This is a genomic window from Sinomicrobium oceani (genome assembly GCF_900119185.1).
Taxonomy (GTDB): domain Bacteria; phylum Bacteroidota; class Bacteroidia; order Flavobacteriales; family Flavobacteriaceae; genus Sinomicrobium; species Sinomicrobium oceani.
The window spans coordinates 208,264-230,906 of the sequence record NZ_FPJE01000002.1 but is presented as its reverse complement, the minus strand read 5'-3'; the positions used below and the strand labels follow the sequence as shown (position 1 = coordinate 230,906).

The following is a 22,643-nucleotide window of genomic DNA, read 5'->3' as shown; positions in this document are numbered from 1 at the left end:
AATACACTTCAAAATGAAAATATCCTATATCTTTTTCGGAATGCTTATTGTTTTTTTGACAGGTTGTTCCGACAGTAAAACAAAAAATCCACATGACCATGTCCATTCCGGGCATGACCATTCCCCGTACAGTGCCCAGGATACCATATGGAGCCATAAACTTATCTTTCCCAGCAAGGTGCCCGACAGGATTATTCTTAACCTTACGGAACACCCGGAATCGTCCATAGCGGTGAACTGGCGTACCGATCAGCAGACAGACAGTGGTTTTGTACAGATAGCTGTGGCTACCGACGGGCCTGAATTTTTGCTCGACGGGGTGAGAACCGTAAGAGCAGAAACCGAGGTTTTCGAAAACAAAAATGAAAAACATAACGAACCTTTGGTTAAAGCCAATTATCACAGTGCGGTAATCGATGACCTGAATCCGGCTACCACATATGTCTACCGTGTAGGTTACGGAGGAGACGATGACAGGCTGTGGAGTGAATGGTTTCAGACTACCACAGCCTCAAACCGGGATAACGATGCCTTTGGTTTTATCTATTTTGGCGATGCCCAGAACGAATTGAAATCCATGTGGAGCAGGGTTATCCGGAGTTCTTACGCCAAATTTCCGAAAGTGAATTTTATGTTGCATGCCGGTGACCTGGTCAATGATAGAGACAGTAACCTGGAGTGGGGCGAATGGTTTTACGCGGGCAGTTTTATTCACGCTACCATACCGGGGATCATGACCCCCGGCAACCACGAATACCGGAAAGAAGTCCTCAGTTCACTGTGGCGCCCCCAGTTCAACCTGCCGCAGAATGGCCCGCTCGATGAAATAAGGGAAACCTGTTATTATGTCGACTACCAGAATACCCGGATCATCTCCATAGATGCCGTGTCTTTTGACGATAAGGAACATTCCAGGAAGGCACAGGGGCAATGGCTGGATTCCATTCTGACCAACAACCCGAAAAAATGGTCGGTCATATTCTTGCACTATCCCGTCTTGTCAGTAGCCAAAAAACGGGGAGAAGACAATTTAAACCTGAAAACAGTATTAAAGCCCATTATAGACAAGTACAAAGTAGATTTGGTGCTTACGGGGCATGACCATACCTATGCCCGTGGAGAGGTTAAGAACCTGGGGACCGGAATCACCGCAACGGACGATACAGGAACGATCTATGCCGTATCTGTGAGCGGCCCCAAAATGTACGATTCGGAGAAAGCCGACTGGATGCAGAGAAGGGGAGAATATACCCAGCTATTCCAGATTATTACGATAGAAGGAGATCAACTTTCATATACTTCCTATACGCCTTTAGGGAAGGTATACGATGCTTTTGAACTGGTTAAACACAACGGTAAAAAAGAACTGATTAACAAAATACCTAATACTCGGGAGCGGATGAAGAAAGATTTTATCCGGGAATGAGGAAATTGTTAAAATACCTGGTAGTGCTGCTTCTTTTGTCTCTTTTTATTATCGGGCTTACGGCCTGGTATCATATGAGAGACCGGAACCCCGGTTACGCCTATGACAAGATATGGGAAACTCAAGTTTCACTTATTCGTGCCGGATTTGCCAAAAGGGAAATAAATCCGGAAGTGCCCGATACTTGGGAAGATCTCAACGGGAATGGAATTTACGAACCCGGACAGGGTGAGGAATTCCGGGATGGCAATAATAATGGAAAGTTTGATGCCGTGTACATGGCCGGTTTTCATCAGAACCGGCCTGCTATGGCCATTCACGATACCTTATGGGCAAGAGCTATGGTATTAAACTCGGGGGGTAAGAAAATCGGCCTGGTCGTACTCGATGCCATCGGGGTTTTTAATGACCAGGTTATTGCCGTAAGGAAGAAAGTAGCAGAAGAAATTCATCTGGATTATGTGGGCGTCATAAGTACTCATACCCATGAAGCTCCCGACCTTATCGGGTTATGGGGAAAATCCGCCTATCTCTCCGGGGTAGACAAGGATTATGAGCAAAAGGTGATATCCGGTGCTGCAGCAGCGCTTGTAGAAGCTGCCAATAAGCAGGAAGAGGCCTGGGTAACTTTTGCACAGGATACTACAGATACTCTCGGATATCTCGTTGACGATTCCCGTAAGCCTCGGGTGTTTGACAACGGGTTGCGTTTAATGCATTGGAAGCGGCAAAAGGATAGTACTACACTGGGGACTGTTGTTGCCTGGGCTAATCATCCGGAAACCCTCTGGAGCCGTAATACCCGGATCACCTCGGATTTTCCTTATTATATCCGTCGCGGTATAGAAACCGGCATATATATTAAAGACAGTCTTATCGAAGCCGGAACAGGAGGTGTGGCCTTGTATATTAACGGCGCCATAGGCGGTTTGATGCATACTTCACCACGATTCGGAATTCCGGGGATTGCCGGAGATACAATTTACAAAAAGGCCTCGTTCGATAAGGCAAAGGCACAGGGGGAAAAGATAGCCCTGCATGCTTTGAGATTGTTACGGGATACGGGACGGACAAAACATCTGGAAGAAGCCTCACAACGCCTGATTTCGAGGTCTGTCACCCTTCCGGTAGCCAATCGGAATTTTCAACTGGCAGGAGCAACGGGCTTGATTAACCGGGGATTTTCCGGACTTTTTAAAATGCGTTCAGAAATAGCATACTGGCAATTCGGACCGGCCGGTTTTCTCTTCGTGCCCGGGGAGATCTATCCGGAGATCGCTAACGGGGGTGTGGAAGCCCCGGAGGGTAATGATTTCGGTATTTCCCGGCCGTTGCAAACGCACCCTTTAAGAAATCTGATGGATGATGAATACAAATTTGTAGTGGGGCTGTCCAATGATTTTATAGGATACATCATACCCAAAAGCGAATGGGATGAATACCCCCCTTATCTGTATAACGATCATAAATCTCCTTACGGGGAAGAAAACGCACTCGGGTCTGAAACGGCGCCGTTATTATATAAACATTTTTCAGAGATCATAAAAGGAGCACGGAAATGAAAAAAAGCATATTGATTATCCTGTGGATGCTTCCGTTGTTTGTAATAGCACAGCAGACCCTGACAGATTTTACCTATGTAAAGAAACACCTGGCCGATCCGGGAGATGAGGTAATCCTGGTCGCGGCACATCGTGCCATGCATACCCGGTATCCGGAAAATTCCCTTGCCGCGATTACCGATGCCATAGCGCACGGAGTGGATATTGTGGAGATCGATGTGAGGGTAAGCAAAGACGGTATCCCGGTATTGATGCACAATGAAACGGTCGATCATATTTCTACCGGTTCCGGGAAGGTCAAAAAGATCCGTCTTTCCGAACTCAGAAAACTTCAGCTCAGGGATGATCGAGGAAAAGTAACCCGGCACCGCATTCCCACTCTGGAAGAAGCGCTTAATCTCGGAAAGGATAAAATAGTTTTTGACATCGACCTGAAAGTGAATACCCGCGATCTGAAAAAGGTGGCGGCAGTCGTGAAAAAGTGTGATGCCGTAAACTCCGTGTTCTTCTACGACAGTGAGTATAACAAAATTCGGCGGGTAGATCGATTATTGCCCGGTGTATTGAGAATGACCAAAGTGCATAATGATAACAAGGCAAAAAAATACCTGGGAGCTTTGCTTCCGGATATTGTTCACCTCGGAAATTCTGCCGTAGACAGGGAAGTCAGTTTTATAGAAACCGTGAAGCGGGATTACGGGCTTCCCGTTTTTGCCAATGCCCTGGGTGATATCGATGAGGCAGCCCTGGAGGATGTTCATGCATATGATTCCCTGGTCGAAAAGAAAGTAAATATAATACAGACGGATGCCCCGGTATTGTTATTACAGTACTTGCGTCAAAAGAATAAACACCGATGAAAAATTATATAAGTATATTTTTTTTTCTGGTCTTTGGTATATTGTGGAGCCAGGAAGAGCATTTTCAGGTATTTCCTTACATACAGCAGGGAGCAACAGACCGTATGCATGTGCTGTGGGAGACCAGGATACCGGCAACTTCAGAAGTATGGTATGGTGAAGCACTTCCCGATTCGGAGGTGGCTAATACCTCACTTTCAGTAATTTCGGATAGTTTGGGTACGATGCACGAGGTCGTTCTGAAAGACCTGAAACCCGAAACCAATTATTTCTGGAGAGTAGTCAGTATGGCCGGGAAAGATACCCTTGTTAACAGTAAGGTCTCTTCCTTTAAAACCGGGATTCCGGAAAGCTCGGATTCAGCTTTTATGTTTGCCCTGGTGGGTGATACTCAAAAGGGAAAAGATGAAGAAGCCTGGGAGCGTATGGCAGGCCTGATCTGGGAAGACCGTCCCAATTTTGTACTTCACGTAGGTGATCTGGTGAGTGACGGCGACAGCAAGGAAGACTGGACCGGGGAATTCTTTCTTCCTGCCAGGCAATTGCTCTCCAGGATACCTATGTTCACGGCCTTGGGCAATCATGAGCATGACGCGCCGGATTACTATCGCTATTTCGTACATCCCGCCCCCGAATATTATTATACTTTTACATACGGTAACATACAATTCTTCGTACTGGATACCAACCGGGATGTCTCCGAGGGCAGCATACAATACAACTGGCTGGAAAAAGAACTATACAACTCCCGGGCATTGTGGAAGGTTGTCGTACATCATCATCCGCCGTATACTTCCGAAGAAAATGACAACGGGGATACCTATAAAGAATTGTCTGCTAACGGTTCCGAAGAGGTCCGTGATCTTGTACCGCTTTATGAACGCAGCGGAGTAGATTTTTGTGTTTTTGGTCATGTACATATGTATGAGAGAACCTGGCCCATAACCGGAGAGAGGGTGAACGAAAAAAACGGTGTGGTGTATATCAATTCCGGGGGCGGAGGGGGAAACCTGGAACACTTTGCCCCCACCCGTACCTGGTTCAGTCTCGAACAACAATCCGTCCATCACTATTGCACATTTGCCGTACATGACAGTACCATCGTTTTTAAGGCCATAGACGAAAACCGCAATGTGTTTGACAGTAACGTATACACCAAACAAGAAAAAAACAGGATAATCGCGCCACCGGCACCGGAAATCATATCCGGCTTTTTTGTGTTTGAAGATACTGTTTCGGTAAGCTTTCAACCTGTGGATAATCGTTTTCCGGTGTATTATACCCTGGATGGTACTATACCGGATAACTTAGATGGTATAGAATACAAAAAGCCCATACGGTTGGATAAGGATACGGAACTTCGGGCTGTTGTGTATTCACCGGAAGGAATTTCCGGACGGGTAGCAGAAAAGAAATTTCTCAAAGCCAGGCGAAAACAGCCTGTGGAGTCATTATCTGAAAAGTTAAACCCTGGGATACGATGCTCGTATTACGAGGGCAACTGGAAACAAATACCCGATTTTTCCAGGATTTCTGCTTTAAAAACAGGAATAGTCCCGGGTATCGACTTGCAGGAACTATATCCACGTAGAGATTACTGGGCGGTTAAATATGAGGGTTATATAAAAGCAGAGGAATCCCGGCTGTATAAATTTTATACCGGGTCGGATGATGGCTCACAATTGTATATAGATGATGTACTTGTAGTGGATAATGATGGAGATCATTCTTACCTGGAAGCATCGGGAGGTATCTTTTTGGAAAAAGGATATCACAGAATAATTATTCAGTATTTCGAAAGCTATTCCAAAGAAATTCTGACCGCAGGCTATCTGGATAATGATGGAAATAAAATTCCATTTCGTTCTTCTGATTTTTTTACAAAAGAAAGGCAAAAGTAGATTTTTAAAAAGCGGTAACAAGTATGGTAGATACTAAACTTTAAGATTATTTAATATCACATCACGGAGAAAGAAGAGTGCTTCTTATATATTTGGAAGCATTTATTCTCCGTGATGTGAACGTAATAGAGCGAATAATAAAAGGTGATCAAAAGGCTTTTCGGAGTTTTTATGAAAAAACATTTCCTAAATTATTTTCTTTTACACTGAAGCACACTTCAGATCAAGAGTTGGCCCGGGAGATTGTACAAGATGCTTATGTTGTCATATGGGAAAAAAAGAATGCGATCAAAGCTCTTCAGGAAGTATTCGAAGCTTATCTTTTTACATATGTGCGACACCGGTGTATCCGTGAATATAAAAGGAAAATCACAGAAGCCGAAGCATTGTTGAGTTATCGGGAAGAAATTTCACGGATGGTCTTCGAAGAATCTGTTATCAACCTCCCTGACATTAACAAAATTCTTAATGTGCTTCCCAAACGTCAGCGTATTGTACTTGAGTTGGTGAAATTACAGGGATTGTCTTACAAGGAAACAGCTGCAAAACTCAATATTTCAGAAAGAACGGTAGAAACACATCTCAGAAAAGCCTTTACCACACTTCGTCTTGAGGTGGAAACCATGCATCTTAGCTTACTTTTTTTGTTAATATTTTCTTAACATTCGAAAGTACGGGAAATGTGTGTGTGTTGGCTCTTTATGCAAAAGGGTTCAACCATGCAACACACGGAACGTATAGATTATTTGTTACGTCGTCTTAAAAATGAAAAAATAACCCAGGAAGAACTGGGAGAATTAAAACATTTTTTCAAGGATGAATCGTTGACAGACCACTACTTCAAGGATTCTTATGATAATTTTTCAGGCGAATATCGGATAGGTAGTGACTATTCCCGGGAAATGGTATGGGAAGATATCGCATCGAAAATCGACAAACGAGAGGGGGGCTGGGGTAAGGCCCTGAATGCATGGAAGTGGCTGGCAGCCGTTTTAGTTGCTTTTATCGGGTCTGCTGTTTTTTTCAATTCATACCATACACCGCATTATATTACGGTAGAGAACAGTTCAGGAAAACTTCGTGAAATACGCTTGCCGGACAGTTCCCTGGTATTTCTGAATTCCGGGTCTGCTTTACGCTATTATACAGATTTTAAAAGTAACAGAGAATTATTTCTCGAAGGAGAGGGTTTTTTTAATGTTACCAGGGATACCATGCATCCCTTTTCGGTAAGGACCGGTGAAATTGTAACCAGGGTACTGGGAACATCCTTTAATATAGATACCAAAGATTCCGTAATCAAAGTGGTTGTCAATACCGGTCTGGTCCGGGTCTTTAATTCAGAGCAATCCTATAAGCTCAACCCCGACGAAATGATCGAGTACGATCCATATTCCAGGGTGTTCCGGGAAAACAGGACCAGGGCCCCCTTTCACAATTTATGGACCGTAGAGAAAGCGTCTTTTGCAAGTGTTTCGCTTGGTGAACTTTCTGAAGCATTCGAACTTTTATATGACACCAGACTGGTTTTTGAGGAAGAATCCCTCAAAGACAAGCAACTGTATTCCTTTTTTATTCTGAGGAATGAATCCGTCCATGACCTTGTAGACCGGATTAATTATATAAACGAAGTCCAACTTAAAATCAGAGCCAATGATATTATAGTACAACCAAAACAATAAAAAAGGACCTGCTGCTACAGGTCCCCGAATAAAGCATTGAATTCCATATAAATCAACACTTAAAAAATTTATGAAACAATTAAAAAAACTGCGTTTCCGTTTTTCGGTTTCGCTGATCATGATTTTGCATTGGGGATATTCCTTTTCCGGTACTCCTGATGCTCCTTTTCTTCAAATAACTTTTGAAATGAAACAGGTCCCCCTGACTAAAATTTTTGATCAGTTGGCAAAGTTAACACAATTTGAATTTACCTACGGAGATTATATAGCGAATAATACCGCCCTGTATGATGTGAATTTTATAAATGAAAATATAGATGAGGTCCTTGAAGATTTATCTCTAAAGGGAAGCTTCCGGTACAGAATAGAAGGAAAACATATTATTATCGGAAAGATTGCCTACGAAAACAAACAAACGATACAGCAGCATATGATACGGGGAAAGGTTACTGATGCTTCCGGACAACCCCTTCCCGGAGCTACTGTAACCGTAAAAGGCACTTCTGACGGGGTTTCTACCGACTTTGACGGTAAATTTTCGATAGAAGTTTCTGCTTCCGTTGCCGTATTGGAGGTAAGTTATATTGGTTTTAAGACCAAAGAGGTACAGACAGGTAAAAAAGATTACCTGGAAGTAAGCCTTCAGGAAGATACCCAACTTCTCGATGAAGTGGTACTCATAGGTTACGGAGAACAGTCCAGGGCCAAGGTTGTCGGAGCTGTGGGAAAGATAAAGAGTGAAGAGCTGCAAAAAGTAGCTTCTGTATCGCTGGATCAGCAAATTGCGGGGAAAATGTCGGGAGTGGTCATTAATCAGTCCAATGGTCAGCCAGGTGCGGACTCGCAGATTATTATCCGGGGTATGGGAACTTTGACAGCAGGTTCCAATCCGCTTATAGTGGTAGACGGTTATCCCCTGACGGAGGGCAGTTCTCTTACGGCGATCAATCCCAACGACATTGAAGATATCAGTGTTTTAAAAGATGCGGCCTCGGCAGCAATATACGGCTCCAGGGCAGCCAATGGAGTTGTATTGGTGACCACCCGGAAAGGAAGTCTTAACCAGGAAAGGAAAATTACCCTGGATACTTATATCGGTTTCCAGGAACAAAGCTCGGGAGTGGACCTGGTAGACGGGTATCAGCTCGCACAGTTTCTCACAGAGGCCAGGAACTGGGGTTATGTGTCCAAAGATCCTGCCAACAGGAGTGAGACCGACCCTAACGCGGTTAGAGTAACCAAAAAAATCGATGGTAAGAACATTGACGGAAGGGAATTATACCTGGATTATTTGCAGCCTTATCTTGACGGAACATCCGGACTGATAAATACCGACTGGATGGATGAAGCTTTCAGGACAGCCCCTATGTATAATTACGATCTTTCTGTCTCGGGAGGAAACGGAAAGACACGCTACTACACCTCGCTCGGGTATCTGAGCCAGGAAGGCGTAGTGATCGGTACCGATATGAAACGTTATTCCGCATCGCTTAACCTGGAGACCAGGCTGTCCGATAAGGTTAAACTGGGAGTCAATATAAAACCTACGTTTACCCGTCAGAATGCTTTTGATCAAAGTAGCCGTAGTTCCGGGGCATTGGCATTGATTCCGCTGAATTTTCCATTTTATACTCCAAATAAGGAAGATGGAAGCCTGAATATCAGCGACCAGTTGATTAACGAACAACGCGAAATCGAAGGTGTTCGGATCAATGGTACCCCGGTTGAAAACCTTGTGGCTACCGCAACAAAAGTACGGGATGAAAAGGATCGCTTCAGAGCTTTCGGAAACCTTTTTCTGGATGCGGAGATCTTTCCGGGACTGAAATATACTTTTACTCTTGGAGGAGATTACGATAACTACACCCGTAATTACTACTATCCTTCGGATGTAGGTTCTTACCGGACTCCTGCTCCGCGTAGTGATGCCGATGCACAACAGCAGAAACAAAGCAGGTACAATTATCTAGTGGAGAACACGCTTAATTATAAATTACAGTTCGAAGACCATTTATTTAATGTACTTGCCGGTCATACATTTCAGAAAGAGCGTATAGACTATACTTCCATTACTGCTACCGGTTTTGCAGATAATAACATTAAGGGAATAGCGGGAGGCAGTTCGTTTACGGTGAACCATAATCTGGATATCTGGACACTAGAATCCTATTTTTCGCGTATTCAATACGAATATGCCAATCGTTACCTTTTTTCGGCAGCTATCCGGGCAGATGGTTCTTCCAGGTTCGGAAGTAATAACAGGTGGGGATATTTTCCTTCCGTTTCCGCCGGATGGGTATTTAGCGAAGAAGCATTCTTTCCGTCCAATGACGTGTTAACTTTCGGTAAGGTTTCCGGGAGCTGGGGACAGACCGGGAATAACCAGATCGGCAATTACAGCTCTCAGGCCCTGGTTACCGATTCCAATTATGTATTTGGGCAGGCTCTCGCCCCCGGATATATTACCACTTCGGCACCAAACCCTGATCTTGGATGGGAAGTGGCTTCGTCCATGAACATAGGTCTTGACCTGGAATTGTTCAGAAAATTGAGCTTAAGTGCAGCCTATTACAAGACCAATACCCGAGATCTCCTGCTCGATGTCCCCGTTCCGCAACAGACAGGTTATAATACGGTTCTCGCTAATATCGGGGAAATGGAAAACAAGGGATTTGAGTTCCAGGTATCTGGCAGCGGGTTTTCTCTGGGGGCACTGAATATAGGCTTCAATGCCAATCTTACTTCGTATGAGAATAAAGTCCTTGCCCTTGGGCCCGGTCAGGAAGAAATAGCAACAGGGACAGACCAGAATTTTGTAACCAAAGTAGGTCATCCCATAGCTGAGATCTATGGCTATGATGTGGTCGGAATATATAAAACACAGGAAGAAATCGATAATTTACCTCATTTACCGGGAACTTTAACCGGTGATTACGTAGTGAGGGATGTCAACGGAGACGGGGTTATTGATGTGGAAGACAAGGTTTCCAAGGGCTCGTATATGCCCGATTTGACCTATGGTTTTGGGGCCAGCCTGGAGTATAAGGGATTGTCTTTTAGTTTTGACTTTACAGGAGTGGCCGGAAGAACCCTGCTCGATGGCGATATGTCTTCGCTTACGGAAGCCGGGGAAGGTTTTGCGGTTCCCACACAATACTATTTTAATAACCGCTACCATCCCGTTAATAATCCGGATGGATTCCTGGGACAACCCAATTTCGGAAACTTCTCAAACTCCAGAAAACTGTTGAGAAGTTCTGTAGTTGCGGAAGAAAATAACGGGGATTATCTACGCCTGCGAAATGTACGGCTCGCTTACGATTTTTCAAAACCCGTTCTCGACAAGCTGCGGCTTTCCAATCTGCAGATATACATCTCGGGGAACAACCTCTTTACCTGGACAAAATACCGGGGATGGAACCCTGACGGGACTTCAGGTAATATCCTGACCTCCGGTTTTAATGACGGATCAAACTATCCGATCGCAAGAACCTATGTCGTAGGTTTAAGAATCTCATACTAACCCGAAGAAAATCAGAAAACAATGAAATACAACATATATTTATTGATGCTCATAACACTATGGATGACTTCCTGTAGTAATGAGCTCGAACAGTCACCAAATACTACTAAGGTAGCCGATCTTTTTTACGCTAATGAAACCGAACTGGAAGAAGCAGTACAGGCCGTATATGCCACTTTACAGTTCACGGGAAATTTTAATACCGCTATGCCGGCCATGGGAGAACTCCCGGGAGAAGATGCCTACGATGAAACGCCGGCTAATGATGGTGGGGTCTACGGTCAACTTGATGATTATAATGTTATAGCCCAGAACGGGCTGATTGCCGATATATGGGAGGATCATTACAAGGGGATTCAAAGAGCTAATATAGTTATAGATCGGATAGCGGATATACCTTATGAAGATGATGCCGTAAAGAATTCCAGGATCGGGGAAATGAAGTTTATCAGGGCATTATACTATTTTGATCTGGTCCGGATCTTCGGCGATGTTCCCCTGATCATTGAAGAAGTGACTGATCCGCAGCAGTATTTCGGCCAGGAAAGGACCGTAGTAAACGAGGTTTATACCCAAATTATTACGGACCTGGAAGAAGCGATAGAACTTTTACCGCGTCGTACGGAAGGTAATAAAATGAGAGTGGTAAAAACAGCTGCGGAGACCCTTCTGGCTAAAGTACACCTCACCCTGGAGAATTATACAGAAGCAAAAGCGCTTCTGATAGAGGTGATAAATTCAGGAGATCATGATTTACGTCCTGTATCTGAAGTTTTTTCCCCGGACAATGAATTGAACAAGGAAATCATATTTGCCGTACAGTTTGCCTCGGGGATCAATTCCAATAGTGAAGGTTCGGATGCCTATAGGATGTTCAATCCTACGGGAAGGGTAGTGGGCAATCTTACGGGGACCAAGGGGCATGGCGTACTCAAAGCAGATTTTTATACCCTTTACCAGGATAGTGATGCCCGTAAGGATGTGTATGTCGGTGTGCTGGAATCCGGGCTTGCCTATAGCAACAAGATTGCCGTGCCTTCTACAGTAGTAGATGATGCGGAGAGCGATTGGGTGGTTTTGCGCTATGCAGATGTACTGTTAATGCTTGCAGAAATAGAAAATATTACCGATAATCAGAATGAAGCTATATCCTATCTCAATCAGATAAGAAACAGGGCAGGTATCGGGGATTATAGCGGTTCCAGTAACAGAGCGTCAGTATTTGAGGAAATAGATTTACAGCGCAGACTTGAACTGGTTTGGGAAGGGCATCGCTGGTTCGACCTGCTAAGGCAGGGCAGGACTGGAGAAGTACTGGGAATTACCGATCAGAACAAGCTACTCATACCTTTACCGGCCAGCCAGATAGCTGCAGATCCGGCATTGAAACAAAATCCGGGATACTAAAGATTGAGTAAAAAAATATATAATGATGAAAAAAAGATTAGTCAGTGTTTTCGTTTTGATTTTCATTCTCGTAAACTGCAAGAACAATAAAGAGAATCATAATACAACACAGGAGAAAACAGTACCGGTAAACGAAGAGAGCCGTTCCTATACCCAGATACATGAGATCAGAGATAACCTGCTGCATCCGGATAACGGGCAGGTTATTGTAGTAGCTCATCGGGGGGACTGGAGAAATGCTCCCGAAAATTCCCTGCCTGCCATACAAAGCTGTATTGATATGGGGGTAGACATGGTTGAAATAGATGTCAGAGAAACCAGGGATGGCCATTTGGTGTTAATGCATGATGGTACCATAGACCGGACCACCACCGGAAAAGGAAAGGTAAGTGAATGGAGCTTAGATAGGCTTAAAACACTGCGTTTACGCGATGGCCTGGGAGTACCAACCCCCAATCGTATTCCAACGCTGGAGGAAGCGCTTAATCTATGTAAAGGAAAAATTATGGTTAACCTGGACAAGAGTTACGATATTTTCGACAAGTGCTTCGAAGTGGCTCAGCGCACAGGTACTCTGGATCAGGTCATCATTAAGGGAGCCAGGACTAATGAAGAGGTCCGTGAGCAGTTCGGGAAATACCTGGATAAGGTAATGTTTATGCCCATGGTCAGGCTTTCCGACCCGAAGGCCGAAGAGATCATAAACGGTTACATGAAAAATGACATACCCGTAGCCTTTGAATTTACAGTACCCAGTGATACGATAGCTCTGATCAAAAGATTCGGGGAAATACGATCACAAGGAGCCGGTATCTGGATCAATTCGCTCTGGCCGCAACATAACGGTGGTCACGATGATGAAAAGGCTTATGCCGATCCACATGTCTATGAGTGGTTTACCGATAACCATATTAATATCATTCAGACGGATAGACCCGCCATACTCCTGAAGTATTTACGGAGTCGGGGATACCATCATTAAAATTCTATCTGTGTTTTTTGAGGAATTCCGGGAATCCTCTCAGGGGGAACTTTCCGGAATTCTATCTAAATCATTAATTAAAACTCGAAAAATGAGCAAAAACCTATTTTTTATTGCATTCCTGCTGCTATTTTCCCGGTATGGTTTCGGGCAGGATACAGCGCAACTTACCACCAGGACCGACAGTATTCTTTACCGGTTGAAACATCCTGTAAAAAATGAAATCCTGGTGGTATCTCATCGCGGGGACTGGCGTTATGCTCCGGAAAACAGCCTGATGTCTATACAACGATGTATTGATCTGGGAGTGGATATCGTGGAAATTGATGTGCGTCTTACCAAGGATGGGCACCTCGTTGCTATGCACGATAAGACAGTAAATCGTACTACCGATGGAAAAGGAAAGGTGAGTGATATGACACTGGAAGAAATAAAAAAACTGAGACTTAAAAATGCCTGTGGTGTGAAGGGCTCCCGGCAACAGGTGCCCACACTTGAAGAGATAATGTTTCTCGCGAAAGACAAGATTATGGTAAACCTGGATAAGGTGGAAGGGGAAACTGTCAAGGAAGCGTATAAAGTCTTGAAAGAAACCGGTACGGTCGGTCAGGTTATCTTCAAAGGAAGAGAAACAGCGGATATGATGCTGGAGAAATTCGGGGATATCATGAAAGAAATTATCTATATGCCCATTCTTATAGATAATACCGAAAACGCTTCCGGATTTGTTGATCGTTATAATGAGCTATTGTCACCGATAGCTTACGAGGTTACTTTTTCAGGTACGGATACGGAGAACTTTAAGCAGATAGCACGTTTGAACCGTATGGGGATTACAGTACTGAATATTCCGTTATGGGATGCCTTAACTGCAGGACATACTGATGAAAAAGCATTGTTGGAAGGAGCGGACGAGGCCTGGGGATGGCTTATTAAAAATGGTGCGAATGCAATAATGACCGACAGACTTAACGAATTATTAAACTATTTGGAAGGTAAAGGACTCAGAAAGCATTAGGTATTATAAAACTGATAAGAACAGGTATTTCATAGGTTTTTTTTGTACTTCCGATAATTGTATCTTTTATAGTTTTGTTTTCCTGTGTAAATTTGAGGGGGTAAATTGAGTAATCACTATTTTTTGTTCGTTACAGTGTCCGTTGAAAAAACAAACCCCCATAAACACAGTGTTTATAGGGGTTAATTAGTGAAGTCCGAAAGAGATTGTTCTTCCTATCGGTAATCCGAGTACCTCACGTGGTCCGAAATGAGGAAGAGTCTTTACGTGACGCTCAAAAAGAAAAAAGGACTTGCTCCGGGACTATTAACGCGATAAAAAACAGAGCTTTCACCAAATTGCCCCATAAAAACCATAGTGAAGCGATACAGTGCTTTCCTAAAACCTGGGTGAGGCGGAAAAGAAAATTTTAGGTAGCACTTAAATAGTTGTGGAGAATACTACTATGAAATATGATTAAAATTGATTTGGAAATAAAGGAATTTTACAAAAAACAATTAACAAACGCTTAAAACATTATTAACCGTAGCATCATTCTGGCCTTTATAGAGCAGTATATTCCTGTTTCAGGAACTTCTACTTGTATGTACCAAAACTTTTAAGCAGTTGTACCCTGATTCCAAAATAGAAATTTCTTGAGCAACACCAAAGCAGATATCAATTCAGATTCATTTAAATAAGTTCTGGAAAACAATAGTTCCGGTGCATTTGAATTATTGTTCAAATTATACTATGACAAATTGTACTACATAGCCAAAAGCTATGTCAGAAATGAGCAGGATGCAGAGGAAATTGTGCAGGATGTTTTTATGAAATTATGGCATAGAAAAGATAACAAAGAAATATGGACCAATAATTATTTGTTTACCGCGACCAAGAACGCATGTTTAAATTACCTGAAACATCGAAAGGTGGTTGTAGATAAAGCACGTAACTATTACGACAAACAACTTTAAGAATTTGTTTTTTTGTCTTTCATGTTTTATCCATATTTCAGGATTCGATCATAAAGTAATTCAAGTAATTCTATATTATTAATAAGTTTAGTTTAGTTAAAATATGGAAGGTTTTGAACCATAATACATCCAAAATTGTAATAGCCACTATTTCATCTTCCTTTACAGTTGATATACATTACCGTCAACAATTCGGATAAAAGACTTTTTTGGATCAAGTAAATTTCTGATATACAGTATGATATAGTGATTAGGGATCATCCTCTCACGATTTATTTAATTGGAGAAGCCTTCTATTCCAGTTTTCCTTATGGAGCGGATTTTTGGATCGAAGTGCCTTATCCAATACATCGGGTAAGGCTACATAGCAAGGAGAATCATTATCCTGTGATTATTGCACAGTAGCTAATAAATCGTGAGGATAACCTAAGGATACATTGCTTAAATTATCTAAACTAATGATTTGTTCTTGTGTTAATGGAATGGTTGTTGCCTGTAAAGAATCTTCAAAATGAGAAAGTTTACGGGCTCCAATTAAAGGAAATACGTTTTTTGATAATACCCAGGCAAACGCAATTTGTCCAGCAGTGGCGTTTATTTCTTTGGCTATAACAACAAGTTCATCAATGATTTTTTTTGTTCTGTCGTCCTCTGTATATTCAGAATCACTTCCCAAATTTAAACGGCCGGATGCTCCATTTCTGTATTTTCCAGTTAATTGGCCACCCGCTAATGGTGAATAAATCATCGTCCCCAAACCAAATTCTTCTGCCATAGGATGAAACTCCCGGTCTGCCGTTCGCTGCAGTAAATTGTATTCTATTTGCAGGGCTGTTAAATTTGTCCGGCTTGCAATGGATGCAACCTTCCAGGCAGGAAAATTAGTTAAACCGGTATATAGAATTTTTCCTTCTTTTACTAAATCTTCTAAACCCCTTATAATTTCTTCCATAGGGGTCACACCATCATCGAAATGCGGCATATAAATATCAATATAATCGGTTTTTAGTCGCTTCAAACTTGCTTCTACGGCTTGTTTCATCGATTTGCGGTGATTTCCATAATTACTTTTGGCAGGATTGATTTCACTGCTTTTTGTATACTTTGTACAGATAATACAATTATTTCGTTGGTTTTTCAAAAAGTCTCCAACGATTTCTTCCGCTTCACCAAATTGATACAAATCAGATATATCAATAAAATTTCCTCCCGCATTTGCATAAGCAGAAAGTATTTTTTTAGATTCTTCTGGTGTAGCACCGTACCCCTTTCTGGTTCCAAAGTTCGCAGCCCCTAATATAACTTCGCTTGCATATAAGCCTGTATTAGAGCCAAATAATTTATACTTCATAGTGATTATTTTATGGTCACAAAATTACAACCCTTAAATACCAGGGTCAAGTACGGATAAATTTGTCCGTATTATAATTGTTATATTTGATTGTTAATTGATTTGATATGTACGAAAGAAAAACGCCTGTAACCGTAGATTGTGGCCTTCATTTATTTATGGAAGTAATGAATGGTAAATGGAAGATCAATTTAGTGTGGTGTGTGTATAATGGAATAAAAAGACCAGGTGAATTACAAAGAAAAATACCAAATGCTACCAGGCGGGTATTGGAGGGACAGTTAAAACAATTAGTTAATCACGGTATCCTTTCAAAAAAAAATTATGATGTAAAACCTCTAAAAGTTGAATATAATTTAACTGAATTGGGAGAATCATTAATTCCAATTATTAAGTCTACAGCAAAATGGGGAGAAGAAAATAGAGAAAAATTGGAAAAATTAATAGTGGAATAAAAAACGCCGATATCTGCTATAGGGGCAATTAAGATGCAATTACCTCACAGCAAGCTGTTTAATTATTGGTAAATAAGTGATTTGAATATTTTAAGCAGTCAGTATATCAGCCAAAAGCTTTAAATCCTTTATTAATTGGTTCGAGTTTTGTACCATAGCGTTCAGCAAGAAACAATTCAAACAAAACTAAAACCCTGTAAATTTGTTGGCCGAATTGTTAAGATTCACTAATTCATATTACCATTTAAAGTGGCACAGCGTAGTCGTGTTTTATAACTCCCATAACAAAAGTACTATGCGCACTTCCAATATTTCTAATTGAACCTAAATCATTGAGCACAAAATCTTGATAATGTTTCATATCCCTCACCATTACCTTTAATCTAAAATCATAATCCCCCGAAATATTATAACACTCACAGACATACTTGGAAGCCGTGATATCCTTAACAAATTGATGGCCTATTTCTTTGGTATGCTCTTTTAACGTAATATCACAGAAAACGATAAGTCCCTTTCCCACTTTTTCCGCTTCCACCAATGCCACATATTTCTTGATGATTCCTTCCCTTTCCAAACGTCTGATTCTTTCATAAACAGGAGTTGGAGATAGATTAACCTGTTTTGCAATTTCTTTTGTGGTTAATTTTCCGCTTTGTTGAAGCAATTCTAATAGCTTCAAATCAATCTGATCTAAATCTGACATAGATGAATTTTCTATTGAGCAATCAAATCCATACGGTTAAAAGATGATTTATCTTTTAATTCTGAATGAATAGATATTTACTCTGAATTTAAGTTCAAAGTTAATTAATTAATCCTTTATTTCGAGATTTGCAGGAAATTAAAATTGGATAATTAGGCAAGGGTAGTTTAATTATACCATTCGACAACAAACCAAATGGGAACCATGAAAGATACTCAGACTACAATCAAGGATGATTTTACGTTCACACTAAAGAGCACTTGTTTAAATGAAAACTATCACCCCGCAAGTCAAACCCGTCTAACAACCAATTTTGCAAATTTAGCCAGAGGAGCTAATCGCCAACAAAACTTACGCAATGCCTTAAATATGATTAACAATCGGTTCAATGCATTGGCTCATTTGGATAATCCAAAAGGCGATCGTTACCAGGTAGAACTTGAAATCATCACCGTAACGATGAGTATCGATGATAAGAATGGTGTTAACGATCTGCCAATGATTGAAGTTTTAAAAACGAATATTTTTGACCGTAAGACCGGCCGGCATATCGAAGGTATTGCCGGAAATAATTTTTCTTCTTATGTGCGTGATTACGATTTCAGTGTGTTATTGATCGAGTACAATAAAAACAAATCCAGTTTTTGTGTTCCGGAAAATTTTGGTGATTTGCATGGAAAACTTTATAAGTGCTTTGTAAGTTCAGACACTTATAAAGAGCACTTTAAGATGTCACCGATCATTTGTCTAAGTGTATCGAGCAACAAAACGTATACCCGAACGGCGTATCAGCATCCGGTTCTGGGGGTAGAGTATCTGCAGGATCAGTATTCTCTCACTGATGAATATTTCTCTAAAATGGGCTTAAAAGTTCGTTTCTTCATGCCCCCGAACAGTGTGGCACCAATGGCTTTTTATCATTCCGGAGATCTACTTGCTGATTATACCGATCTTGGACTCATCAGCTCAATAAGCACGATGGAGACTTTCCAGAAGATCTATCGCCCTGAGATTTACAATGCAAATTCGGTGGCCGGGAAAATCTATCAACCCAGTCTTAAACATGAAGATTACTCACTGACTCGCGTAGTGTATGACCGCGAAGAGCGCAGCCGGCTGGCTGTTGAACAGGGTAAATATGCTGAAGAACATTTTATTAAGCCTTACAAAAGTGTTTTAGAACAGTGGTCTTCTAATTTCTCTCATTAATCAGTACAACATTTTATAATTACCTTATTATGAAAAGATTATTACCAACCTCGACAGTTGGAAGTTTACCCAAACCTGCCTGGCTTGCACCGCCCGAAAAACTATGGTCGCCCTGGAAATTGGAAGGCGATCAGTTAACCGAAGGAAAACAGGATGCTTTACGCATTTCTCTGCAGGAACAACAATGGGCAGGCTTGGATATCGTATGTGATGGCGAGCAGACACGTCAGCATTTTGTAACCACATTCATCGAGCATTTAAGTGGTGTGGATTTTGAAAATCGTAAAATCGTAAAAATTCGTGACCGCTATGATGCGAGTGTCCCCGTGGTAGTAGATGAGGTAGCGCGTCAAAAGGCAGTTTTTGTTGAAGATGCCAAATTTTTGCGTAAGCAGACGAATAAGCCTATCAAATGGGCACTACCCGGACCGATGACTATGGTAGATACCTTGTACGATGACCATTATAAAAGCCGGGAAAAACTGGCTTGGGAATTTGCAAAAGTACTTAACGAAGAAGCAAGAGAACTGCAAGATGCAGGGGTAGATATTATCCAGTTTGATGAACCTGCATTTAATGTGTTCTTTGATGAAGTGAACGATTGGGGGATGGCCACACTGGAAAGGGCCATTGAAGGTCTAAACTGCGAAACTGCGGTACACATTTGCTATGGCTATGGAATAAAGGCTAATAATGATTGGAAAAAGACCTTGGGTTCGGAATGGCGTCAATACGAAGAAATTTTCCCTAAAATTCAAACGTCAAATATAGATATAGTTTCTTTAGAATGTCAAAACTCACGGGTACCTCTTAATTTAATGGAACTCATTCGTGGCAAAAAGGTGATGGTTGGTGCAATTGATGTGGCTACCAACGCTATCGAGACCCCCGAAGAAGTTGCCAATACACTTCGCAAAGCTCTTGAGTTTGTAGCTATCGAAAATCTTTACCCTTGTACAAACTGTGGTATGGCTCCTTTGTCCCGAAGCGTGGCAAGGGGAAAGTTAAGTGCTTTAAGTGCAGGAGCAGAAATTATACGCAAAGAATTTGCGGTTTAGTACTAATATATCAAGAGTGCATTGAAGAAATTATTAGTAGTATTGAGTAAAGCAGGTTTCGACGGTTTCCTGTTAATGATAGGCACCATGATTCTGCTGGCCTATTTTTTGCCGCAGCCCGGACTGGTCAAAGAACCTGTTTCGCTGGAGGAGATAGCCAATATAGGTGTGTCGTTTATTTTCTTGTTTTATGGTGTACGGCTGAGTGTGGAGAAACTAAAAACCGGGCTGGCCAACTGGAAAATGCATATAGTAGTGCAGTTGACAACCTTTTTGTTTTTTCCGCTTATCGTTTTGGCGTCCCGTCCCTTGTTCGCGGATACCGACTTCGAGCTACTTTGGTTAGGGGTCTTCTTTCTGGCGGCTTTGCCGTCCACAGTTTCCTCTTCCGTGGTGATGGTTTCCATCGCCAGGGGCAATATTCCTGCAGCCATTTTCAATGCGAGCATTTCCAGTTTGATCGGAGTAGTGGTTACTCCGTTATGGGTTGGACTGTTCATCGCTTCTGCTACAGGCGATTTCGATGTCACTGATATCGTCATAAAGTTGGCTCTTCAAGTCTTATTGCCTGTTATCATCGGTATCGGCCTTAATTCCCGTTTTGGCACCATTGCCGAAAAATATAAGAAACAGCTCAAATATTTTGACCAGGCAATCATCCTCACCATCATTTATACCTCGTTTTGCAAGTCATTCTCCGAACATCTCTTTGAAGGCTTCACCGCCCTTGAACTTGCCGGACTCGCTGCAGGGATGATAGCCTTGTTTTTTACCGTTTTCGTTTGCATCGGGCTACTCAGCCGCTTGTTTGGCTTTTCAAATGAAGATCGTATCACGGTTTTATTTTGTGGGTCTAAAAAATCATTGGTACACGGCACCGTCATGTCAAAAGTGCTCTTTCAGCACAGTACCATCACCGGTATCGTATTGTTGCCACTCATGCTTTACCATGCCTTGCAATTGATTGTAGCCAGCATCATCGCTCAGCGTATGGCCAGACGAAAAGAAGTATAATTTTTTAAAAATATCTCAACACATGGCGCTGATGGTATGCATCAACACCAAGTCCGGCCATCGCTCAAAAAAGTGAATTTGTAAATAAGGTTTAACTGCCGGAGTTTGGGCAACGATAACCATTTTAAAAAAATAACGGTATGAAACTTTTAGAAAAAACACAGTTAGGCGATGTTATCCTAAAAAATAGAATGGCCATGGCAGCGATGACCAGAGGCCGTACCGACATAAATGGCTTAGTGGGGGATATGACCATAGAATACTATACCCAAAGGGCAGGCGCAGGTTTGCTCTTTACCGAAGCCATCAGGATCAGTGAAGAGGCTACCGGCAGCCCGTTCACTCCGGGTATTTTCACAGGCCGGCAAATAGAAGCATGGAAGAAGGTTACCACTGCGGTACACGATAAAGGCGGTGTTATTATAGCACAGCTTTGGCACACCGGCCGCATGGGGCATTCTGTAGACAGGAAGGGCAAGCTCCCTTTTGCGCCATCGCCCTTGCCTATTCGGGGAATGCAGCATTTCACCTCCCGGGGCAGGAAGGATTACGAGGTGCCTCGGGAAATGACGATCCCGGAAATCGAACAGACTATAAAAGACTTTGGTCAGGCCGCAAAAAATGCTATGGCGGCAGGTTTTGACGGGGTTCAGCTTCATGCTGCCAATGGCTATCTTCCCAACCAGTTCTTAGCTGAAAGTGCCAACCAAAGAACGGATGATTACGGCGGCAGTATCCCTGACAATTGCCGATTTGTACTGGAGGTGATGAAAGAACTGATCGGTGCGGTGGGAAGTGAAAAGGTGGGGATTAAAATTTCTCCATTCAATCCCTATGGCGATATAGTGCTGGATAATCCTGCCGACACTTATATGTACTTAATTGAAGAACTGAACAAACTGGACTTCTCCTATGTGGAACTCATGAGGTACAGCCCACATTCCGCTTCGCCTGAAAATTATGGAGCTGATAATGAAATTGAATTATTTGGCAGGAAGATTCGACAGACCGTTATTGCTAATGCAGGATATGACAAGGTTTCTGCCGAAGCAGAACTTGAAAAAGGCATTGCCAAGCTAATTTCCTTCGGCAAATTATACATCGCAAACCCTGACCTGCCTGAACGATTTAAAAAAAATGCCTCGCTTAGTGAGCCGGACAGCGCAACAATTTATGGCGGCGGGAAACAGGGTTATATCGATTATCCACCATGGAAAGCATAAAACGCCACACCAATAAAAGCAAACCCGGTTGTAAAAGCTAATATTCCTGAACAAAATCAAAAAGGAGTTGCCCGGAATCAAGACCTCATTTTTTTTTCAATCGGTTTCTGGCTACTCTCAGGCTTTCTTTTTGACAAGCATTGCCTTGGCTATATCAGAAGAGGTCATACCCAGTTTTATAAAAGCAAGATGTTTGAGCTCATTTTTGGACAAGTCCGGGAATTTACCGGAGATATTCTTATAAAAATCGGGGTGGATCTTTTTAAAATGAACCATGAAATCTTCCCAATCTTCAAGACCGGGCATAAAA

The 22,643-nt window shown here is 42.2% G+C and carries 19 protein-coding genes; 16 read left to right on the top strand and 3 right to left on the bottom strand.

All coding sequences use genetic code 11. The annotated features are described in order from the left end of the window. The first annotated feature begins 13 nt into the window (after positions 1–13). The 11 genes from BT112_RS02600 to BT112_RS02550 all read left to right on the top strand — a co-directional run bounded on the left by BT112_RS02600 (position 14) and on the right by BT112_RS02550 (position 15,317). Complete coding sequence (locus BT112_RS02600; protein WP_072315806.1) at positions 14–1,426, top strand: purple acid phosphatase family protein; 1,413 nt, start codon at positions 14–16, stop codon at positions 1,424–1,426. Continuing rightward, positions 1,423–2,988 carry a hypothetical protein gene (locus tag BT112_RS02595; RefSeq protein ID WP_072315805.1) on the top strand — a complete coding sequence of 522 codons (1,566 nt, stop codon included), beginning with the start codon at positions 1,423–1,425 and terminating at the stop codon, positions 2,986–2,988. Before BT112_RS02600 ends, BT112_RS02595 begins: the two co-directional genes overlap by 4 nt. Continuing rightward, positions 2,985–3,848, top strand: coding sequence for a glycerophosphodiester phosphodiesterase family protein (locus BT112_RS02590; RefSeq protein WP_072315804.1), 864 nt, complete (start codon positions 2,985–2,987; stop codon positions 3,846–3,848). The genes BT112_RS02595 and BT112_RS02590 overlap by 4 nt, the downstream gene beginning before the upstream one ends. Next, a complete protein-coding gene (locus BT112_RS02585; RefSeq protein ID WP_072315803.1) occupies positions 3,845–5,749 on the top strand; it encodes a metallophosphoesterase in 1,905 nt (634 codons plus the stop codon). The genes BT112_RS02590 and BT112_RS02585 overlap by 4 nt, the downstream gene beginning before the upstream one ends. Positions 5,750–5,841: 92 nt before the next feature. Continuing rightward, positions 5,842–6,411: an RNA polymerase sigma factor gene (locus tag BT112_RS02580; RefSeq protein WP_175545730.1), complete on the top strand. Its 570-nt coding sequence runs from the start codon at positions 5,842–5,844 to the stop codon at positions 6,409–6,411. A 57-nt stretch (positions 6,412–6,468) separates the two neighbouring features. Then, the gene (locus BT112_RS02575; RefSeq protein WP_072315801.1) at positions 6,469–7,431 is read left to right on the top strand and encodes a FecR family protein; all 963 of its coding nucleotides are present in this window, start codon (positions 6,469–6,471) and stop codon (positions 7,429–7,431) included. Positions 7,432–7,501: 70 nt separating this feature from the next. Beyond that, positions 7,502–10,954, top strand: coding sequence for a SusC/RagA family TonB-linked outer membrane protein (locus BT112_RS02570; protein ID WP_083564744.1), 3,453 nt, complete (start codon positions 7,502–7,504; stop codon positions 10,952–10,954). A gap of 21 nt (positions 10,955–10,975) precedes the next feature. Next, on the top strand, positions 10,976–12,361 hold the full coding sequence (locus BT112_RS02565) for a RagB/SusD family nutrient uptake outer membrane protein (RefSeq protein WP_072315800.1): 1,386 nt from the start codon (positions 10,976–10,978) through the stop codon (positions 12,359–12,361). A gap of 25 nt (positions 12,362–12,386) precedes the next feature. Then, a complete protein-coding gene (locus BT112_RS02560) occupies positions 12,387–13,343 on the top strand; it encodes a glycerophosphodiester phosphodiesterase family protein (RefSeq protein WP_072315905.1) in 957 nt (318 codons plus the stop codon). Positions 13,344–13,434: 91 nt separating this feature from the next. Next, on the top strand, positions 13,435–14,361 hold the full coding sequence (locus BT112_RS02555) for a glycerophosphodiester phosphodiesterase family protein (protein ID WP_072315799.1): 927 nt from the start codon (positions 13,435–13,437) through the stop codon (positions 14,359–14,361). A gap of 716 nt (positions 14,362–15,077) precedes the next feature. Beyond that, positions 15,078–15,317: a sigma factor gene (locus BT112_RS02550; protein ID WP_072315798.1), complete on the top strand. Its 240-nt coding sequence runs from the start codon at positions 15,078–15,080 to the stop codon at positions 15,315–15,317. 391 nt (positions 15,318–15,708) lie between these two features. Here BT112_RS02550 and BT112_RS02545 read toward each other — a convergent pair whose 3' ends face one another. Next, entirely contained in the window at positions 15,709–16,668 is a 960-nt protein-coding gene (locus BT112_RS02545) for an aldo/keto reductase (RefSeq protein ID WP_072315797.1), read from the bottom strand. Positions 16,669–16,775: 107 nt separating this feature from the next. Between BT112_RS02545 and BT112_RS02540 the strand changes: the two genes are divergently transcribed. Further along, complete coding sequence (locus BT112_RS02540; protein ID WP_072315796.1) at positions 16,776–17,123, top strand: winged helix-turn-helix transcriptional regulator; 348 nt, start codon at positions 16,776–16,778, stop codon at positions 17,121–17,123. 244 nt (positions 17,124–17,367) lie between these two features. Here BT112_RS02540 and BT112_RS02535 read toward each other — a convergent pair whose 3' ends face one another. After that, a complete protein-coding gene (locus BT112_RS02535; RefSeq protein ID WP_072315795.1) occupies positions 17,368–17,829 on the bottom strand; it encodes an Lrp/AsnC family transcriptional regulator in 462 nt (153 codons plus the stop codon). Positions 17,830–18,024: 195 nt separating this feature from the next. On the opposite strand from BT112_RS02535, the gene BT112_RS02530 reads away from it, so the two are divergent. The 4 genes from BT112_RS02530 to BT112_RS02515 all read left to right on the top strand — a co-directional run bounded on the left by BT112_RS02530 (position 18,025) and on the right by BT112_RS02515 (position 22,333). Beyond that, entirely contained in the window at positions 18,025–19,038 is a 1,014-nt protein-coding gene (locus BT112_RS02530) for a DUF1852 domain-containing protein (protein ID WP_217652319.1), read from the top strand. 29 nt (positions 19,039–19,067) lie between these two features. Then, the gene (locus BT112_RS02525) at positions 19,068–20,096 is read left to right on the top strand and encodes a methionine synthase (RefSeq protein WP_072315793.1); all 1,029 of its coding nucleotides are present in this window, start codon (positions 19,068–19,070) and stop codon (positions 20,094–20,096) included. A 21-nt stretch (positions 20,097–20,117) separates the two neighbouring features. Next, positions 20,118–21,110 (top strand): bile acid:sodium symporter family protein, encoded by a 993-nt coding sequence (locus BT112_RS02520; protein ID WP_072315792.1) that lies wholly within the window; start codon positions 20,118–20,120, stop codon positions 21,108–21,110. Between the two features lie 140 nt (positions 21,111–21,250). Beyond that, positions 21,251–22,333, top strand: coding sequence for an alkene reductase (locus tag BT112_RS02515; protein WP_072315791.1), 1,083 nt, complete (start codon positions 21,251–21,253; stop codon positions 22,331–22,333). Between the two features lie 117 nt (positions 22,334–22,450). On the opposite strand, the gene BT112_RS02510 is transcribed toward BT112_RS02515, so the two are convergent. Beyond that, positions 22,451–22,639: a hypothetical protein gene (locus tag BT112_RS02510; RefSeq protein ID WP_072315790.1), complete on the bottom strand. Its 189-nt coding sequence runs from the start codon at positions 22,637–22,639 to the stop codon at positions 22,451–22,453. Positions 22,640–22,643 lie beyond the last annotated feature (4 nt).

Coding starts and splice junctions, on each gene's coding strand:
- BT112_RS02560 (WP_072315905.1), top strand. CDS start 12,387: ATGAAAAAAAGATTAGTCAGTGTTTTCGTTTTGATTTTCATTCTCGTA.
- BT112_RS02600 (WP_072315806.1), top strand. CDS start 14: ATGAAAATATCCTATATCTTTTTCGGAATGCTTATTGTTTTTTTGACA.
- BT112_RS02595 (WP_072315805.1), top strand. CDS start 1,423: ATGAGGAAATTGTTAAAATACCTGGTAGTGCTGCTTCTTTTGTCTCTT.
- BT112_RS02575 (WP_072315801.1), top strand. CDS start 6,469: ATGCAACACACGGAACGTATAGATTATTTGTTACGTCGTCTTAAAAAT.
- BT112_RS02535 (WP_072315795.1), bottom strand. CDS start 17,829: ATGTCAGATTTAGATCAGATTGATTTGAAGCTATTAGAATTGCTTCAA.
- BT112_RS02540 (WP_072315796.1), top strand. CDS start 16,776: ATGTACGAAAGAAAAACGCCTGTAACCGTAGATTGTGGCCTTCATTTA.
- BT112_RS02510 (WP_072315790.1), bottom strand. CDS start 22,639: ATGCCCGGTCTTGAAGATTGGGAAGATTTCATGGTTCATTTTAAAAAG.
- BT112_RS02545 (WP_072315797.1), bottom strand. CDS start 16,668: ATGAAGTATAAATTATTTGGCTCTAATACAGGCTTATATGCAAGCGAA.
- BT112_RS02590 (WP_072315804.1), top strand. CDS start 2,985: ATGAAAAAAAGCATATTGATTATCCTGTGGATGCTTCCGTTGTTTGTA.
- BT112_RS02515 (WP_072315791.1), top strand. CDS start 21,251: ATGAAACTTTTAGAAAAAACACAGTTAGGCGATGTTATCCTAAAAAAT.
- BT112_RS02525 (WP_072315793.1), top strand. CDS start 19,068: ATGAAAAGATTATTACCAACCTCGACAGTTGGAAGTTTACCCAAACCT.
- BT112_RS02570 (WP_083564744.1), top strand. CDS start 7,502: ATGAAACAATTAAAAAAACTGCGTTTCCGTTTTTCGGTTTCGCTGATC.
- BT112_RS02530 (WP_217652319.1), top strand. CDS start 18,025: ATGGGAACCATGAAAGATACTCAGACTACAATCAAGGATGATTTTACG.
- BT112_RS02565 (WP_072315800.1), top strand. CDS start 10,976: ATGAAATACAACATATATTTATTGATGCTCATAACACTATGGATGACT.
- BT112_RS02555 (WP_072315799.1), top strand. CDS start 13,435: ATGAGCAAAAACCTATTTTTTATTGCATTCCTGCTGCTATTTTCCCGG.
- BT112_RS02585 (WP_072315803.1), top strand. CDS start 3,845: ATGAAAAATTATATAAGTATATTTTTTTTTCTGGTCTTTGGTATATTG.